Below are 17,905 nucleotides of genomic sequence, written 5' to 3'. Positions count from 1 at the left end.
ACGGCGCGGCTGTCCGGCGACGGCTCAGGAGGTGACGCCGTCGCGGACGTCGTAGGTGCGCAGCCGGCCGCACATGCCGAGCCGGTCCGTCGCGCTCTGCGGCGCGCTGAGCAGCGCCGACTCCCGCAGATGCCCGCCGTCACCCTTCTCCAGCGCGTCGAGAACCGCTCCGGTGTGCCGGGCCGACGCCTCGACGGTGGACCGCCAGATCTCCCGCCACGCGGCGACGTTCGGCCGGACCAGGGCCACGGCCTGGGTGTAGAACTGCTCCAGGGCCGCCGGGTCGGCCGCCAGCCGCAGGAAGTTGGTGACCGCGAGCTCCCGGCGTTGCGGCACCGGCAGTGCTACCGCCTCACGGTACCGGTCCGCGTCGGCGATCACCGACGGCGGGAAGGTCATCACCGCGTCGCCCGCCTCGGGCAGGCCGGCGTTCGACATCACCACGACGACCCACAGATCACCGTGGTTGACGGCCCGGTGGATGGTGCCTGGGGTGAACCAGACCAGCGAACCCGCCGCCAGTGGCGTCACCCGGTGACCGGCGGTGTCCAGGGTGTGCAGCTCCCCCGTCCCACCGGTCACCAGGTAGGCCTCGGTGGACGCCAGGTGCACGTGCGGGGTGCCGCCGGCCAGCCCGTCCGCGGTGCACGCGTCCGGGTAGACCGACAGCCGGCTCACCGAGGTGCCGCCGGGGAAGACGCGGCCGGTCACGGCGCCGGGTCCGGCACGCGCGGGGCGGTGAGCGCCGCCCGGCCCAGATCCGCGAGGATACGGGTACCCGGTTCGCCCGGATCCCCGGCGGTGATCACCACGGCGTAGCGGAAGGACAGGCTCTGCCCCTCGGGCAGGTCCAGTTCCTCACTGAAGAACGGCGCCGGGTTGAGGCACGCGAACTCGGCGCTGCGAGTGAACCACTGCGGCGGGTGCTGCGGGTTCGCCCCGTCGTCGACGATCAGCACCGTCGACGACCGGCCGACCTCGTCGTGCCGGCCGCGGAACGCGAACCACTCGGCCCGTTTGCCGCGCAGGTCGTCGGCGCCGGTGCCGTCCGGTGACTGCACGGTCCCGCCGGTGAACGCGCGTGGCCCGCGCCAGAACAGCCCGCCGTACCCCGCGTTCTCCCGCCCCTTGGTCGTCGGTGACCCGAAGGCGAGCGTCCCGCCGGACACGTTGGTCATCCGGGTCTCGAACACCAGCGTCCAGCTGACGTCGTCGGCCTGTGCCGCAGTCAGCGCCCGGTGCTCGTCGATGACCGGTGCGCCCTGCTGCGAGGTCCAGGCCAGCCGGTGGGCGAAGGTGGCGCGGGAGGCGCCGGCCGACAGCTCGGTCAGTTCCCGGTGGGTGGCGCTGCCGTTGTTGTCCAGCTGCACGTAGAACTGGCCGTGCACGTAGGTGGGGCCGCCCCAGAAGTTGTGCTCGCCGACATGTGGCAGCGACCAGGCGATCCCCTTGTGCCAGACGTGGTCGTGCGGACGGTACAGCGACACCAGGTCACCGGCGAGGGTCCGGATCGGGTGCAGGTACGGCTTCGGCGACTCCAGCTGTGCGGTGCCGGGCGCATACACGTACGTGAAAAGGGGCTTGTCACCGGCGGAGACCGTGACCGAACGGCCCACCGCGTGATCGACCAGCAACCGGCTCATCCGATCCGCACCGCCCGCCACGGCGCGCCGGCGCCGTCCATGCGGGTGGCGAAGGGGCTGTCCGGACCGATGTCGCCGGCGTTCACCGGGGTGCCGGTGAACGCCGAGGCGTAGAGGGCGGCGACGAATTCCATGGTGCGTCTGGTCTCCTCGATAGTGACGGGTGGCGCGGTGCCGCTGTCGAGGGCGTCGAACACGGCGGCGAACTGTCCGTCGTGACCGCTCTGAACCGCCGACGGTGACTGCGCCCAGCGCTCGGCGACGGCCGCGTGCCCGGGCGCCGGGGTGACGGTCCAGTCGGCGTCGGTGTAGCCGTACAGGTGGGACAGCTCGACGGTGGCGTGGCTGTAGTCGAAGCGCAGCGCGGACACCTGCCGCGGTGAGATCACCGAGTTGACCACCGAGGCGATCGTCCCGTCCGCGAAGGTGACCAGCGCCATCGACACGTCCTCGGTGTCGACGTGCCGGTCCCGGCGGGCCGCGACCGCGGTGACCCGCTCCCAGGGGCCGAGCACCGACAGCAGCAAGTCGAACTGGTGGATGCCGTGACCCATGGTCGGGCCGCCGCCCTCGGTCTCCCACTTCCCCCGCCACGGCACCTCGAAGTAGGCGGCGTCGCGGTACCAGAGGGTCTCGCAGGTAGCCAGCAACGGCCGGCCCAGGTCGCCCGCGGCCGCCATCGCCCGCAGCCGGGCTGCCCCGGCACCGAACCGGTGCTGGAAGACGGTGGCCAGGTGCGCCCCGGAGGCTCGCGAAGCCTCCGCCAGGGTGTCGAGCTCGGCCAGCGACAGGGTGGGCGGCTTCTCCACGATCACGTTCACCCCGGCGCGCAGGCATTGCAGGGCGAGCGGGGCGTGCGTCGACGGCGGCGTACACACGTGCACCAAGTCGACGTCACCGGTCTCGAGCAGGGTGGTGAGGCCGGGGGCGACCGTCGGGACGTTCCAGGACCCGGCGAACGTGCGGGCCCGGTTCTCGTCGAGGTCGACGACCGCGGTGAGCCGGGCACGATCATGGTCGGTCAATGCTTGCGCGTGGGCGGCGGCGATGCCGCCGGTGCCCACGATGGCAGCGCGATACATGTGTCTGTTCCTTGCCTACTCGGGCGCGGAGGTGGTGGCCGGGAGCAGCACGCCGGCCGTCTGCCTCACGGAGCGGAAGCGAAATTATCATACTAATTGCTCGCCGACCAGGCTTGTATCGCGCGAATTCAAGACTATCTTTGGTTTCGTTAATATTACTTATCGCCGACTGCGGTGTTTCGCTGAGCGGCCACTCGGAACCGGAGGAGCGGCCCGCGGATGCACGCCGAACAGTTCACCGATCCGGTCGCCGAGCACGGCGAGGGCCCGGTCTGGTACCCGGAACAGCAGACCCTGCGGTGGGTCGACATGCTCGCCGGCGACGTCCTCAGCCGTGGGGTGGGATCGACGGCGGTGCGGCGCCACCACGTCGACCGGGTGGCCGCCGTGCTACGGCCACGACGCGACGGCGGAACGATCGTCGCCGGTGAGAGCTCCTTCGTGCTGCTGGACCAGCACGGCCGGGCCGAACGGCGCGTCGCCGTCCCGGGCTGGCGGCCGGGAACCCGGATGAACGAGGGCGGCTGCGATCCGCACGGCGCCTTCTACGCCGGCTCGATGTCCTATCAGGCCGCACCGGGCGCGGGCCGGCTGTACCGTCTGACGCCGGACGGCGCGATCACCGTCGTCCTCGACGCCGTCACCATCTCCAACGGCCTCGCCTGGAGCCCGGACGGCACTCTCGCCTACTACGTCGACACCCCCACCGGGCGCATCGACGTCTTCGACTCCGACCCGTCGGCCGGTCTGACCGGCCGGCGGCCGCTGGTGGAGATCCCACCCGAGCGTGGCGCCCCCGACGGGCTCACCGTCGACGCCGACGGTCACCTCTGGGTGGCCCTGTGGGACGGCGCCGCCGTGCACCGCTACACCCCGGACGGCCGGCTGGACGGCGTCGTCGACCTGCCGGTTCGGCAGGTCACCGCCTGCACCTTCGGCGGCCCGGACCTCGACGAGCTCTACATCACCACCTCGCGCCACGCACTCGACGACCCGGAACCGGCGGCCGGTGCGGTGTTCCGCGCCCGGGTCGGCGTCACCGGGCTACCCGCCCTGATCTACCACGCCTGAACCACGCGGAGGATCCATGGCCACAAGAGCATTCGCGGCCGCCCTGCTGGCGGCCGCGCTGACCCTTCTCGCACCCGCCAGCCCCGCCGCAGCCGACGAGACGGTCGTGTCCGTCGAGCACACCGCGGTGACCACCGAACGCGGCACCCTGCACCAGACCTACTACGACGGCGCCTGGGACAGCAACTCCCGCATCCACTGGGCCACCACCGGCGCGTTCCTCGAGGTCGTCTTCGACGGGCACACCGCCGTGGTCCACGGCAGCACCCGCACCGGCCACGGACTCGGCCGCGTCTACATCGACGACCAGGAGAAGGGCACCGTCAACTACGGAACCGCCACCGACAACACCGTGCGTGCGCTGGCCACCTTCAGCGGCCTCACCGACGGCCGGCACACCCTGCGGATCGTCGCCGAAGGATGGGTCGATCACGGCTGGGTCGAGGTCACCTCCGGCCAGCCGCACGTCCCGGACGCGCTGGAGACGCTGCACCGTTCGGTGTCCGGCTTCACCGCCGCCGATTACACCGCACCCTCCTGGGAGCCCTTCGCCACCGCCCGCGCCACGGCCGGCGAACTGGGCCGCAGCGGCGGCACGCCGGAGGAGCGGGAGGCGGCCCGGGCCGCGCTCCAGCAGGCCACCGACGCGCTCGTACTCCTGCGCGGGCTACGGGCGATCGTCGCCGACTACGAGAAACGGGTCCCCACCGACTTCACGCACCAGTCGTGGAAGCCCTTCGCCAAAGCCCTGAAGGACGCCCAGCGCGTGCTCGGCCGCGCCGACGCCGGAACGGACGACGTGGTACGGGCCAAGAACGCGCTGCAGAGCACGGCCGGCGCCCTGAAGACGGTCTCCGCCGGCAGCTTCCAGCCGATCACCAACAACACGTTCTGGCGCGATACCGACGGCAACCCGATCTACTCCCAGGGCGGCGGCATCTTCCGGTTCGGCGACACCTACTACTGGTACGGCGTGCGCTACGCCAACGCCGACGAGTACCACGCCAGCCCGACCCGCACCTACCCGTCGACCTTCCAGTCGATCCCGGTCTACTCCTCCAAGGACCTGGTGAACTGGAAGTTCGAGAACGAGGTCGCGACGGTCGGCACCGCCCTGGACATCCCGGCCACCGTCGGCCCGTACTGGGCCCGGCTGCGCACACTCGCCGAGGCCGGCTGGGTCGGGCGGCTCGGCGTCTCCTACAACGAGAACACCGGCAAGTACGTGCTGCTCGTGCAGATGTACCAGCGCCTCGACCCGAGCGGCACCGACAACGCCGGCGTGCTGTTCCTGCAGGGTGACTCACCGGCCGACGACTTCCGGTACGCCAACGTCCAGAGGCAGATCGTCAACTCGCCCACCACCTCGACCGGCGACCAGACCGTCTTCACCGACGACGACGGCTCGGACTACCTGGTGTTCTCCAACGCCGCCGGCCGGGCCCGCGCGTTCGTCAGCAAGATCTCGGCCACCGACTCGCTGAGCATCGAGCCGGCCGTCCAGATCGGCTTCAACGCCGCCGGACGGGAGGGCAACGCCATGTTCCGGCTGCATGACACCTACTACATGGCCGCCTCCGACCTGCACGGCTGGAACACCTCGGTCAACCACGTCATCGAGTCGCAGACCAGCGACATCCAGGGGCCGTACAGCGCCGAGTACACCCTGCCCGGCACCGAGAAGGACTACAGCCACGTCACCCAGACCGGCTTCTTCGTCACGATCAAAGGCACCGAGCAGGACACCGTCCTGTACGCGGGAGACCGCTGGGCCGACTTCGCCTGGAACGGTCTCGGCTACAACCAGTGGGTGCCGCTGTCGGAGACCGCCGACGGCCTCTCCTTCAACTCCCTGAGCCACTGGGAGCTCAACGCGGTCACCGGCGAGTGGCGGGTGGGTGCCGCCAACAACTACGTCCTCAACCCCGACTTCGCCGCCGACCGGATCCTCCGCACCGAGCTGACCGGCTGGACCACCACGGTGGACACCGATTATTCGGCGAACACCTTCGTCAAGAACGTGACACCCGGTGCCGACTCGACCCGCTGGGCGCTCCAGCTCGGTCGCACCGACGCCTTCTCCGGCTCGGTGCGCCAGGAGAACCCGGTGCCCGACGGGCTCTACCGTTTCACCGCGAAGATCAACACCACCGGCGGCCTGTCGTACGCCCGGGTGGTCATCAGCGACGCCGCCGGCCGGGCACATCAACTCGACATCAACCGGGCCACCTCCGGCTGGGAGACCGTCGAGCTCGGCGACCTCGCCCTCACCGGCGGCACCGCCACCGTCCGGGTCGAGGCCCGCAGCCCCGGCGGCAACCAGTCGGTGAAGATCGACCTGCTGTCCCTGACCCCGCAGCCCGTCGACAAGAGCAGGCTCCAGGGCCTGGTCGACACCGCCGAGGACAAGAAGGAAGCCGACCACACCTCGGAGTCCTGGCTCGCCTTCGCCGCCGCGCTGGCGACGGCTCAGCGGACGTTGCTGTCCCCCATCGCGACCCAGCAGGACATCGATGCCGCCACCACCGGCCTGACCGGGGCGGCGAACGCCCTGGCCCCGGCGGTCCGGGCGATCAAGGCCGGCACCACGAAGGACTGGTACGAGACCGGTGCCGCCCTCGACCCGTCCACCGTGCACGTGACCGCCACCCTGGCCGACGGCTCCACCACGGAACTGGCCGCCGACCGGTACACCCTCACCGGTTTCTCCTCCGGCAGCCCCGGCTGCCTCACCGTGACGGTCACGGTGTCACCGCAGCTGTCGCCGGCCGGTGCCCCCGCGGTCACGGCGAGGTTCCAGGTCACCGTGCTCGATCCATGGAACAGCAGAACCACCTACCGCAAGGGCGCCGAGGTGAGCCACGACGGCGCACGATGGCGTGCCACCCGGGTGACCCGCGGGCAGGAACCCGGCGCCGCGCACGGCCCGTGGCGGAGAATCGGATGACCACCGTGCCGCTCAGCGCCCGTTTCGACGCGGCGCTGGGCGGCCGCTGGACCAGCCTGTCCAGCGGCCACCGCGAATGGCTGTGGCAGCGCCGCGACGTCGCCCGCGCCGCCGTGGCTCCGGGCGCGGGGTTCGTGGACGCGGGCGGCCTCGAGGAGTGCCTGCCCACCGTCCGCGGGAACCCCGACCACGGCGACATCTGGTCGCGCCCGTGGTACGCCGTGTCACCGGGCGAGTTCGCCGCCGAGACCCCGGACTTCACCCTGACCCGGCGGATCACCGGCCGCGACGGCGCCGTGGTGGCCGGCTACCGGTTGTCCGCCGCGCCCGGATACCGGTTCGTGTGGGCCGCGCACGCCCTGCTCGACCTGTCACCGCTCGCCCGGCTGGAGGCTCCCTCCGGCACCCGCACCCGCGTCTATCCCGACCCCGCCCCGCCCGTGGAGGGGCCGTGGCCCGCGCCGCTCGGGGTGCCACTGGACCGCCTCGGCCCGGACGACGGCACCGCGATCGGGGCGGTGCTGCAGGATTGTCCACGGGTCACCGTGACCGACGGCCCCGACCGGCTCACCTGGGAGCTGGAATGCGACGGCCAGCCCCGGTCCGTCGCATTATGGCGCAACCTGCGCGGCTGGCCCGCCACCGCGCCGTACCGCAGCATCGGGGTCGAACCCATGCTCGGCGGAGCCTTCGGCGTCGCCGAGGACGTGCCGGCCGCCGTCGTCCCGGCAGGCGGCGAACTGTCGTGGCAACTGATCATCTCAGCATCGCGAGGACAAGCATGAGCCCATCGTCGCCCTTCGACTACTCTCCATGGAACTTCTGGCGTGATGCCGAGCCCACCGCCCAGAGCGACCAGCTCGGCCTGCAACAAGAGCTCGCCGAGCAGCACGGGTACCGGTTCGGCGAGCAGTGCTTCGTCTCCGTGCTGGCCGAGGTGCAGAACGACAGCCTGACCTTCGGCGACCGCACCTACGTCGCGGCGGGCGCCTACCTGAGCGGGTCGCTGCGGGCCGGACGGGACTGCACGATCAACGCGTACGCCGTGGTCCGCGGGGAGATCCGGCTCGGCGACGCGGTCCGGATCGGTGCGCACACCTCGATCCTGGGGTTCAACCACACGTTCAGCGACCCGGACGTCGAGGTGTTCCGGCAGCCGGTCTGGTCCAAGGGCATCGCCGTCGGCGACGACGTGTGGATCGGCTCGCACGTGGTGATCCTCGACGGGGTGACCGTCGGCGACCGGGCCGTGATCGCGGCCGGCGCGATCGTCACCAAGGACGTCCCGGCCGGGGCGGTCGTCGGCGGCAACCCCGCGCGGGTCCTGCGCTGGCGGGTGCCGCAGCCGGTCCCGTCCACCAGCGACCTGGCTGTTTTCGCCGACCGCGCCCGCGAGCAGGCCGCCGCGATCCTGGAGCGCAGCTGGGATCCGGGGTCCCGGATGTTCACCGACCGGCCCGGGGCTCCCGCCACTGTCCGGGCCCAGTGCGACGCCGTCGAGATCGCCGACCTGCTCCTGGGCCGGGCGCCGGACCAACTGCCGGCCGAGGAGCAGATCCGGCGGCTGCGTGCCCCGCAGGACCTGGACCTGTTCGACGGCGCGGACTCCTACCACGTCCTGTGCGCCGGATACGCCCTCGATCTGCTCGGCAGCGAGTTCCCCGAGCCGGTCCGGTACCTCGCCGCGGCCACCCCGCAGCAGATCGTCGCCGGGCTGCGGGAACTGCCGTGGGACGGCAGCGCCTGGCACGGCGGCCACATCGTCGACGGGCTCGGCACCGCCCTGCACTGGAACCTGCGCAAGGGCGAGCCACCGGCGGACGGTGTGGTCGAGGCGCTGTTCGGCTGGCTGTACCTGAACGCCGATCCCCGTACCGGCATGTGGGGGGCTCCCGCGCCGGACAGCGGGCTGCTGGAGATCGTCAACGGCTTCTACCGCGCCTCCCGCGGCACGTACGCCCAGTTCGGCCGGCCCCTGCCCTACCCGGAACGGGTCGTCGACACCGTGCTGGAACACGTCCGCGACGCCCGGTTCTTCGCCCCCGACCGGCAGAACGCCTGCAACATCCTGGACGTCGCCCATCCGCTGTGGCTGACCCGGCACACCGGCCACCGCGCCGCCGAGGTGACCGCCGTGGCCGAACGGCTGCTGCACGACGCCGTCAGCCACTGGACCGACGGCTCCGGATTCGGGTTCCAGGCACCGCATCCGACCGCGCGCGGGCTCGCCGCGACCGTTCCCGGGTTGCAGGGCACCGAGATGTGGCTGGCGATCGTCTGGCTGCTCGCCGACCTGCTGGGCCGCTCGGCGGAGCTCGGCTACCGCCCACGCGGCGTGCACCGGCCGGAGCCGGCCGCCCGCCTGGACCGGGGAAGTCACTCATGAACCGTCCGAACGTCCTCGTGCTGCTGCCGCCGGAGAGCTGGGCCCAGCAGTTCGACCCGGCCCGGCGCGTGCGGCTGCGCTCGCTGTCGCGGGACGACGATCCGATGTGGCTGCCCGACCTGACCGCACCGGGGCTGACCGCCCGGCTGGCCGCGGTGGAGGTGCTGCTGACCGGCTGGGGAACGCCCTACCTGGACGAGGCCGCACTGGACCGGCTGCCCCGGCTGCGCGCCGTGATGCACTGCGCCGGCACGGTCCGCACGTTCGCGAGCCCGGCCGTGTGGCAACGCGGCATCGTCGTCTCCAGCAGCGCCGAGATCAACGCCGAGCCGGTGGCCGAGTTCACCCTGGCCGCGATCATCATGGCCGGCAAGAAGGCACCGTTTCTGGCCGCGGACGCCCGGCTGCACCGCACCTACCAGGCACAGCCACTGCATCGCGGCCCGCTCGGCAACGTCGGCCTGACCATCGGGATCGTCGGGTTCTCCCGGATCGGCAGGCGAACCGTGGAACTGGTCAACCAGGTCCTGCGCAACGTCCGCTGCCTGGTCGTCGACCCGTTCGCCGATCCGGTCGACGTGGGCCGCCACGGGGCCGAGCACATCGGCCTCGACGAGATGCTGCCGCAGGTGGACGTCCTGTCGATCCACGCGCCGGAGCTGCCGTCCACCCGGCACATGATCGGCGCCACCCAGCTCGCCGCGCTGCCCGACCACAGCACGGTCGTCAACACCGCACGGGGCAGTCTGATCGACACCGCCGCGCTGGAGCGGGAATGCCGTACCGGGCGACTGCAGGCGATCCTCGACGTCACCGACCCCGAGCCGCTGCCGGCCGGCTCGCCGCTCTACGACCTGCCGAACGTCATGATCACCCCGCACGTCGCGGGCTCGGCCGGCAGGGAGGTGCTGCGGATGACCGACGGTGCCCTGGACGAGCTGGCCCGGTTCAGCGCCGGCCTTCCGCTCCGCCGGCCAGTGCTCCTCGACGATCTCGCGCACACCGCCTGAGCGTCTCCACCGGTCAGGGCGGCGACCTGGACCCGGCCGAGCCGCCACGGGGCGGTTCGGCCGGACAGCCGAGCTCCAGCAGCGGGGAGTGCGGATCCGTCAGTCGAGGTGGTAGCCGGCGACAGCGAAGTCGCCCGTGCCGCCTTGGTCCCGGTAGTCCACCGATCCGGCGGCCACCAGCCGGCCGTGCGGGAGTTTGGCCAGGCCTCGCGCTACCGCGTGGTAGCCGAAGTCGGTGGTGAGCTTGCCGTTACTGCCGAACCCGGTGTCCAGAGCGCCGTCCGGGTGATAGCGCACGAGAGCGAAGTTGTCATGTGAGCCGACTGTCGCCGTGCCGGCGACGATCAGGTCCTCGCCGTACGCCAATACCGCGTAGGCCTGATCGTTACCACCACTGATGTCCGTGATCACTGTGCCGTCGGTGCCGAAGTCGGGATTGAGCGAGCCGTCGGCACGGTAGTTGGCCAGGAGGAAATCGGACCCGCTGGCCTCTTGGAGCTCGCCGGCGACGGCGATCGTGCCGTCCGGCCGCACGGCGACGGCCCTGGCTGTGTCGAACAGGCTGCCGAGGTCGGTGGTGACCTTCCCGCCGGTGCCGAAGCCCGGATCCAGTGACCCGTCCGTTCGATAGCGTGCCACCGCGATGTCGGGCGCCACGTAGTTGCCGGCGACACCGACCGCAATGATCCTGCCGTCCGGCTGCAGGGCCAGATCGGCGAGGTCGTCCCGGCCCTCGAACAGGGTGACCACCCGGCCGCCGGTGCCGAAGCTCGAGTCGAGCGTGCCGTCCGGGAGATAGCGGACCAGCTCGAATCCGCGAGTGCTGGAGTCTGCCGGATAATGGATCCCGCCGACCACCAACTTGCCGTCGCGCTGTATCACCATGGCCGTGGCCGCGGCGTCACCACCCAGGTCGGTGATGATCTTGCCTCCGGTGCCGAAACTGGTGTCCAGTGAGCCGTTGGCGCGGTAGCGGGCCAACGCGAACATCGTGCGTGACTGGTTCGCGGTGGAAGCCTGACCGGCCACCACCACCTTGCCGTCGGACTGCACAGCGACTGTCGTCGCGGTGTCGAGGTCACCGAGGAAGTCGGTGGTGACCTTGCCGTGACTGCCGAAAGCGCGGTCCAGCCGGCCGTGCTTGTCGTAACGCGCCAGACCGAAGTCGCCGGTGCGCAGTGAGGTGCCCGGAGCGTTGGCGTCGCCCGCGACGATCACGCCGTCGCCGATGGCGGCCACTGCGTTGCCACGGTCGTACCAGCCGGCGAAGTCGGTGACGACTTTGCCCCGCTCGCCGAAGGACGCGCCGAGGGCTACCTCGGCTTCGACTCCGGCGGACGCCGGGCCGGTGGTGAGTACTGCGGCCGTCAGCGCGGCGGCCACGGCGGCGCCGAGCGCTCTTCTCCGTACGGCCCGGCCGGTGAACGCCTGCATCCGCTGTTGGTTGTCCATCTCGCTCCCATGGCGATAGGTCGAGAAATCTCTGTGACATTGCCGTGCGGCGCTTCAAGCACGGCCCGACCCCACGCGCGACTGTGGCGGCGGCCGGGTGTTCGTGTCGGCGCCCGGGCATTCCGCCGCGAACCTCTCGCCGTCCCCGGTCGCGACCATCGCCAAGCGGGGCCTGCTCCGGGCCGCGGGGAGGCCGGGTGGTGCCACCATCGGCTGATGGCGGCACCACCGGCAGTTCAGAGGGTGAGCCCACTCAGGGCGTAGACGGTGTCCCCGACAACGCTGACCGCCGTCAGGGACGTGCCTGTGAGGGCGAATCCGACGACGGCGTACGAATCGATGTTCGACGGCTCGCCGACCGGCCGGGAGGTGGTCCAGGAACCCTCAGCGGCCGGGCGCTGGGCGATGACGGCCGAGTCGGCCGGGTATTCGTCGCCGTGGCTGTAGCCGACCGCCACCTTGGTACCGGACGTGGTCAGGACCGGGTCCCAGCTGCCCGTGCCGTTGGTGAACTCGTACGGCGGGGCTTGGACCTGCCATGACCCGGTGAGGTCGTCGGCGACCTGTACTCGGATCGACGGCAAGCGCTCCGCCCAGGCGACGAACGTGCCGGCCGTGCTGACGGCCACGTCGACCTGCTTCAGTTGCGAGTAGGGACCGGTGCTCGCGACGGTGCGCTGTGTCCAGCGCCGGCCGTTGGTGGTGCGCGCGGTGTAGACGGTCTTGTCGGTGGCGGTGCTGCGATGCCAGGCGGCGGTGACGGCGCCGTCCGCGCCGAGGGTGAGCGCCGGGAAGGCGTCGGCGGCGCTGCCGGTGATGAACGGCTTGGCCGTGGAGAGCCCGTGGTGCAGGGTGCCGGCGGTGTAGAGGTCGGTGTCGCCGGCCGCTTCGCCGGGAACCGGGAAGACGGCGAGCCACCTGCCGTTACGGGCGACGATGTCGCCCTTGCCCTCGCCGGTGGTGGCGGAGGCCGCCGGGCCGAGGACAGCGAGCCGGCTGAACTGGCCGCCGGTGCCGCGTTTGGCCACGACCAGCTGCGGTGTTCCGGCGATCTCCTCGACGATGTGGAGCAGATAGGTGCCGGTGCCGTCCTGCGCGACACCGACGACCGTTCCGAACAGGTCGGTTGCCTGGCTGCTCCAGGAGCTGCCTGAGCCTTCGAAGTAGTGGATGCGGTTGCCGCAGGACTCACTGTGCCGGTAGGCGGCGAATCCGTGCACGGTGCCGCTCGCATCCTGAGCGACGTCGACATTGTCGGAGTACAGGAAGCCGTCATCGCAGGCAGCGAGGACGGCGGTCTGTGTGGTCGCCGCCCGGGCCGGCGTCGCCATGACGTCGATCGTCAGCAGGGTGGCCACCAACGTGGGTAGAACGCGTCGCACGTGGTCTCCTCGAGAGGTCCCCGCCGGCAGCGCCTGTCACGACAGTGACTGCGCTCCGGGGGAGGTGGACGAACGCCGGGGCCCGAGAGGGCGCGGCCCCGAAGAACTGCAGCTCCGGGCCAGGACCCGGTAAAGATGTTAAAACGTTTTCATAGCCCGGAGTGACGGTCAAGCAACCGAGGGCAAAGGGACGCAGAACACTGCGCCACGTGGCCGGTCGCGTGACCCACCGGGGTCAGGTAGCACCCCGTCAACGGAGATCAGGAGGAGCAGGCGCGTTCAACCGCTTCACCACGAGGGGCCTCGGACTGGCCCACAAAGCCACTGCAGCCTGCGGCGTATCCAGTTAAAACGTTTTATTGACATTCTGGAAACACGACGGCAAAATTTTGGAATCGATAGGAAACCGTCGATCAAACTCGACGGCAGCGGCCGCCGACATCCCCCAAGATCCCATCCCCCATGGAGTCAGCAATGACCTCAAGAGACACCCGGCACCGCACGTGGGCCACCGGTCTCACCTGTGCGGCCACCGCCGCGGGCGTCGGCCTGTTCGCCCCGCCCGCGAACGCCGCCCTGCCCACCGGCTGCACCGGAACCGCGCCGATCGTGTGCCACTACGACGTGGCACCGGGCAACTACCTGGTCACCGCGGTCACCGGCAGCGGCACCGGCCTCTCGGTCGAGGCCCGCCGCCGGATCCTCAACCCCGCCTCCGCGGGCACCCGTACCGCCACCGTGAACGTGCGCGAGCCGGAGGGCCAGCCGTCGTCGTGGGGCACCGGATCACCCGGCCTCACCCTGACCTTCGACGGCGCCGCGCCCACCGTCACCTCGGTGACCGTGTCCGCGGCGAGCAACCCATTGGTGGCTTTCCTGTTCGGTGACTCCACCGTCTGCGACCAGTCGGTCGCCCCGTACGCCGGCTGGGGTCAGCAGCTCACCGCGTCGGTGGCCAAGGGCGCCGTGATCGCCAACTATGCCGACACCGGCGAGAGCTCGGAGAGCTTCCGGTACAAGTCCTACCTGTTCCCGGCCATCAAACCCCTGATCAACCCGGGCAACCTGGTCTTCCTGCAGTTCGGCCACAACGACAAGACCACGACGGCGGCCGAGTACCGGGACAACCTCACCGCGATGATCGCCGGGATCCGCGAGCGTGGCGGAGTCCCGGTCCTGGTGACGCCGCCGGTGCGGCGCCGCTTCGACGGCGCCGTGCTGGACGCCGTCGCCCAGCACGTCAACTCGGTGGGAGTGAACCTGCCGGCGGAGATGCGGGCGGTGGCCACCGCGAGCCGGGTCCCGCTGATCGACCTCACCGCCAAGAGCAAGGCCGTCGTCGAGGGACTCGGCCCGGCGGGCTCGGCCGGGATCTACCTCTACGCCGAGAAGGGCGACAACACCCACTTCTCCGAGTACGGGGCTGCGCGGATGGCCGCCCTGGTCGTCGACGGCATCCGCGAGCAGAACCTGTCTCTTGAAGGGTTCCTGCGATGAGCCTCCGCGCCCTCCTAGTTCTGGCTCTCCTGGTCGGCGGCGTTGCCGTCACGGCGGGCACCGCATCCGCGGCGGCCGTCTACTACGTCGCCCCCAACGGCAGCGACAGCGCCGCCGGAACCGCCTCGGCACCGTGGAAGTCGATCGCGAAGGCGCAGTCCGTCGCCGCGGCCGGCGACACCGTCTACCTCCGCGGCGGCACCTACACCTACACCCGCGCAACCAGCGCCTGCGCGAGCCGGACGGCCCGGGTCGACGCGATCACCCTGAACAAGAGCGGCACGTCCGGCAACCCGATCCGCTACTGGGCCTACCCAGGCGAGAAGCCGGTGTTCGACTTCTCCGGGATGACCGACGACTGCCGGATCAAGGGCTTCGACGTCACCGGCAGCTATCTGCACCTCAAAGGCCTCGAGGTCCGCGGTGTGCCGCAGAACAACGACCTGAACGCCGAGTCCTGGGGACTCTGGATCTCCGGTAGCAACAACACCTTCGAGCAGATCGACACCCACCATCACATGGGGACCGGCCTGTTCATCAACGGTGGCGGCGGCAACCTCGTCGTCAACAGCGACTCGCACCACAACTACGACCTGCACAGCTCCGACTCCCCCGGGGAGAACGCCGACGGCTTCGGGTCGCACTACGCACCGGCCGGCCGGGCCGCCAACGTGTTCCGGGGCTGCCGCGCCTGGTGGAACGCCGATGACGGCTTCGACCTGATCTCCACCTACGCGCCGGTGACCATCGAGTACTCGTGGGCGTGGCGTAACGGGTACGTGCCCGGCACGACGACCGCCGCCGGGAACGGCAACGGCTACAAGGTGGGCGGGTTCGGCGGCGACTACGACGCCGGCGCGGTCAAGCACACCGTCCGCTTCTCGGTCGCCTTCCTCAACCGGGCCGCGGGCTTCTACGCCAACCACCATCCGGTCGCCAACGACTACTTCAACAACACGGGGTACGCCAACGGCACCGACTTCAACATGCTCGGAGTCGACTCCAGCGGCGCGGCCGTCGGCCGGGGCAACCTGCGCAACAACGTGGCCTACGCCGGCACGCTGACCGCGAACATGACCGGCACCACCGCCACGAACAACTCCTGGAACCTCGGCATCACCCTGTCGAACAGCCAGTTCCAGAGCGTGTCGACGACCGGCTGGGACACCGCCCGCTCGTCCGACGGCAGCCTGCCCGCCCTGCCCCACCTGCGGCCCACCACGACCAGTGCCCTGATCGACCGTGGCGTCGACGTCGGCCTGACCTACCGGGGCCAGGCCCCCGATCTCGGCGCCTTCGAGATCTCCTGACCTCCGGCATCCCACAAACAGAAGGACAGAGCACATGACTCGCTCATCACGCTCGGTGTGGAAGCGCCGGACGTCCATGCTCGCCGCCCTGCTGCTGGTTCCGGTGTCCCCCGCGGCGCCCGCCAGTGCCCGTTACCACGCCTCCGACTACACAGCCGGCTCGTGGGCGGCGTTCTCCTCCGCCGGGGACACCGGCGCGCTGGTGATGGTGCGCGGCCTGAGAAGCCTGGTCGCGGACTACACCACCCGGGTGCCCGGCCGGTATACCGCCGGATCGTGGGCCCCGTTCGCCGCGGCCCTGACCGCCGCCAGCCGGGTCGCCGGCGACCGGGCCGCAACCGCGGCACAGGTCGCCTCCGCCAAGACCGCCCTGGTGACCGCCGCCGGTGACCTGGTGGCCGCCGACGCGGGAACGTTCCAGACCATCACCAACGACACGTTCTGGCGCGACACCAGCGGCAATCCGATCTACTCGCAGGGCGGTGGCGTCTTCCGGTTCGGTGACACCTACTACTGGTACGGGGTGCACTACCTGGGCGCCGAGCACTATCTGGCCAGCCCGACGAAGAAGTACAACACCGAGACCACCTTCGTGGCGATCCCGGTGTACTCCTCGCAGGACCTGGTGAACTGGAAGTTCGAGCGCAATGTCGCCACCGCCGCCACGACCTTCCCGGACGGGACCAACCTCAGCAGTGGCTGGGTGGGCCGCCTCGGTGTCTCCTACAACGAGACCACCGGCAAGTACGTGCTCGTCTCACAGGGCAAGGGCGGGATCATGTTCCTGCGCGGCGACTCGCCCACCGACACCTTCGACGGCGTCACCGTCCAGGCGCAGATCACCAACTCGCCGACGCCGGCCACCGGGGACCAGACCGTCTTCACCGACGACGACGGGACGGACTATCTGATCTTCTCCAACGCCTCGGGACGCGCACGCGCCTTCGTCTCCCGGCTCCGGCCGTCCGACTCGCTGTACGCGGAGCCCGCCGTGCAGATCGGCTACAGCTCCGCCGGGCGCGAGGGCAACGCCATGTTCAAACTCGACGGCAGGTACTACCACGCGGCATCCGACCTGCACGGCTGGAACTCCTCGGTCGCATACGTGCTCGAGTCGGCGACCAGCAACATCCAAGGAGCCTATTCCGCCGAGTACGTCCTGCCGGGCACCGAGGCGGACTACAGCCACGTGACCCAGACCGGCTTCTTCGTGACCGTCAAGGGCACCGTGCAGAACACGGTGATCTTCGCCGGTGACCGCTGGGCCGACTTCGCCTGGAACGGCATCGGCTACAACCAGTGGATGCCGGTGGACAAGACCGGCAGCCGGCCGCAGTTCCACTCGCTGAGCCAGTGGCAGTTCAACGCCACCACCGGCGAATGGCGGGTCGCGGCGGGCAACAACTACATCCTCAACCCCGACTTCCAGGCCGACCGGATCCTCGTCAGCGCGGTGCGCGGGTGGACCAGCTTCGTCGACTCGGGCACGACCGCGATCGCTGGCAACGCCAACGGTGGGGCCAACGGCAGCAGCTTCTCGCTGCGCGTCGGCGCCACATCGGCCTTCGCGGGCGGGGTACGCCAGGACGTCACCGTGCCGGCCGGCACCTACCGGCTCGCGGCGGCCACGAAGACCTCGGGAACCGTCAGCACCGCTCAGGTGACGGTGACCGACTCCAGCGGCGTCGTGCGCACCCTGACCGTCCCGACCGGCACCAACTGGACCCAGCGCCAGCTGGCCGGCTTCACCCTGGCCGCCGGCAGTGCCCGGGTGACGATCCGGGCCACCGGTGACAACGGCAATCTCTGGGTCGACGGCCTCTCCCTCGTCAAGACCTCGTAGCAGCCGATCACGGCGGTGGCACGCCATCGACCGCGATCATGACAGACCCTGACCCACGGTGGGCTCGCGGCAAGCCGCGAGCCCACCACCGTACAGCCAGATAAATATGCTTAATAGACCTTGGCAGTAATACTTTAGAGGGTGCACCGTAGCACCTGTAATCGCCTTGACATCGCCCCGAAATGTCTCGTTCGGCCTGCTGCCACGGCCCCGTCCCCGGTTGTGCCCCGTCACCGGCCCTCTGGCGGAAAACACCACTCCAGCAGGACCGCAGTCCCACCC

12 protein-coding genes and 1 pseudogene are annotated in these 17,905 nt (G+C 70.5%); 8 read left to right on the top strand and 5 right to left on the bottom strand.

Going from position 1 to position 17,905, the window contains the following annotated elements:
- Window positions 1-24: 24 nt before the first annotated feature.
- Genes Q0Z83_RS12960 through Q0Z83_RS12950 form a run of 3 tightly spaced genes read right to left on the bottom strand, consistent with a single transcriptional unit; the run spans window position 25 to window position 2,725 of the window.
- The gene (locus tag Q0Z83_RS12960; RefSeq protein ID WP_317794133.1) at window positions 25-711 is read right to left on the bottom strand and encodes a cupin domain-containing protein; all 687 of its coding nucleotides are present in this window, start codon (window positions 709-711) and stop codon (window positions 25-27) included.
- On the bottom strand, window positions 708-1,643 hold the full coding sequence (locus Q0Z83_RS12955; protein ID WP_317794132.1) for a DUF6807 domain-containing protein: 936 nt from the start codon (window positions 1,641-1,643) through the stop codon (window positions 708-710). The genes Q0Z83_RS12960 and Q0Z83_RS12955 overlap by 4 nt, the downstream gene beginning before the upstream one ends.
- Complete coding sequence (locus Q0Z83_RS12950) at window positions 1,640-2,725, bottom strand: Gfo/Idh/MocA family protein (RefSeq protein ID WP_317794131.1); 1,086 nt, start codon at window positions 2,723-2,725, stop codon at window positions 1,640-1,642. The genes Q0Z83_RS12955 and Q0Z83_RS12950 overlap by 4 nt, the downstream gene beginning before the upstream one ends.
- 219 nt (window positions 2,726-2,944) lie before the next feature.
- Here Q0Z83_RS12950 and Q0Z83_RS12945 point away from each other — a divergent pair, with 219 nt between their 5' ends.
- From Q0Z83_RS12945 to Q0Z83_RS12925, 5 genes and pseudogenes are all read left to right on the top strand, one after another.
- The gene (locus Q0Z83_RS12945) at window positions 2,945-3,796 is read left to right on the top strand and encodes an SMP-30/gluconolactonase/LRE family protein (protein ID WP_317794130.1); all 852 of its coding nucleotides are present in this window, start codon (window positions 2,945-2,947) and stop codon (window positions 3,794-3,796) included.
- 16 nt (window positions 3,797-3,812) lie between these two features.
- Window positions 3,813-6,743: a family 43 glycosylhydrolase gene (locus Q0Z83_RS12940; RefSeq protein ID WP_317794128.1), complete on the top strand. Its 2,931-nt coding sequence runs from the start codon at window positions 3,813-3,815 to the stop codon at window positions 6,741-6,743.
- Window positions 6,740-7,528: a hypothetical protein gene (locus tag Q0Z83_RS12935; RefSeq protein WP_317794127.1), complete on the top strand. Its 789-nt coding sequence runs from the start codon at window positions 6,740-6,742 to the stop codon at window positions 7,526-7,528. Before Q0Z83_RS12940 ends, Q0Z83_RS12935 begins: the two co-directional genes overlap by 4 nt.
- Before the next feature lie 395 nt (window positions 7,529-7,923).
- A pseudogene (locus Q0Z83_RS55770) lies at window positions 7,924-8,079 on the top strand (DapH/DapD/GlmU-related protein); the annotation flags it as partial.
- 1,046 nt (window positions 8,080-9,125) lie between these two features.
- Window positions 9,126-10,139, top strand: coding sequence for a hydroxyacid dehydrogenase (locus Q0Z83_RS12925; protein WP_317794125.1), 1,014 nt, complete (start codon window positions 9,126-9,128; stop codon window positions 10,137-10,139).
- A 99-nt stretch (window positions 10,140-10,238) separates the two neighbouring features.
- Here the strand turns inward: Q0Z83_RS12925 and Q0Z83_RS12920 are convergent, their stop codons facing one another.
- Complete coding sequence (locus Q0Z83_RS12920) at window positions 10,239-11,591, bottom strand: hypothetical protein (protein ID WP_317794124.1); 1,353 nt, start codon at window positions 11,589-11,591, stop codon at window positions 10,239-10,241.
- A gap of 236 nt (window positions 11,592-11,827) precedes the next feature.
- Window positions 11,828-12,973 (bottom strand): hypothetical protein, encoded by a 1,146-nt coding sequence (locus Q0Z83_RS12915; protein WP_317794123.1) that lies wholly within the window; start codon window positions 12,971-12,973, stop codon window positions 11,828-11,830.
- A 474-nt stretch (window positions 12,974-13,447) separates the two neighbouring features.
- Here Q0Z83_RS12915 and Q0Z83_RS12910 point away from each other — a divergent pair, with 474 nt between their 5' ends.
- Genes Q0Z83_RS12910 through Q0Z83_RS12900 form a run of 3 tightly spaced genes read left to right on the top strand, consistent with a single transcriptional unit; the run spans window position 13,448 to window position 17,623 of the window.
- Window positions 13,448-14,470, top strand: a complete 1,023-nt coding sequence (locus Q0Z83_RS12910; RefSeq protein WP_317794122.1) for a GDSL-type esterase/lipase family protein — start codon at window positions 13,448-13,450, stop codon at window positions 14,468-14,470.
- Window positions 14,467-15,780 (top strand): right-handed parallel beta-helix repeat-containing protein, encoded by a 1,314-nt coding sequence (locus tag Q0Z83_RS12905; protein WP_317794121.1) that lies wholly within the window; start codon window positions 14,467-14,469, stop codon window positions 15,778-15,780. The genes Q0Z83_RS12910 and Q0Z83_RS12905 overlap by 4 nt, the downstream gene beginning before the upstream one ends.
- A 34-nt stretch (window positions 15,781-15,814) precedes the next feature.
- Entirely contained in the window at window positions 15,815-17,623 is a 1,809-nt protein-coding gene (locus Q0Z83_RS12900) for a family 43 glycosylhydrolase (protein WP_317794120.1), read from the top strand.
- Window positions 17,624-17,905: the final 282 nt, after the last annotated feature.

The sequence above is a fragment of the Actinoplanes sichuanensis genome (assembly GCF_033097365.1).
In the GTDB taxonomy this organism is placed as follows: domain Bacteria; phylum Actinomycetota; class Actinomycetes; order Mycobacteriales; family Micromonosporaceae; genus Actinoplanes; species Actinoplanes sichuanensis.
This window is presented reverse-complemented; position numbering and strand designations above follow the sequence as displayed.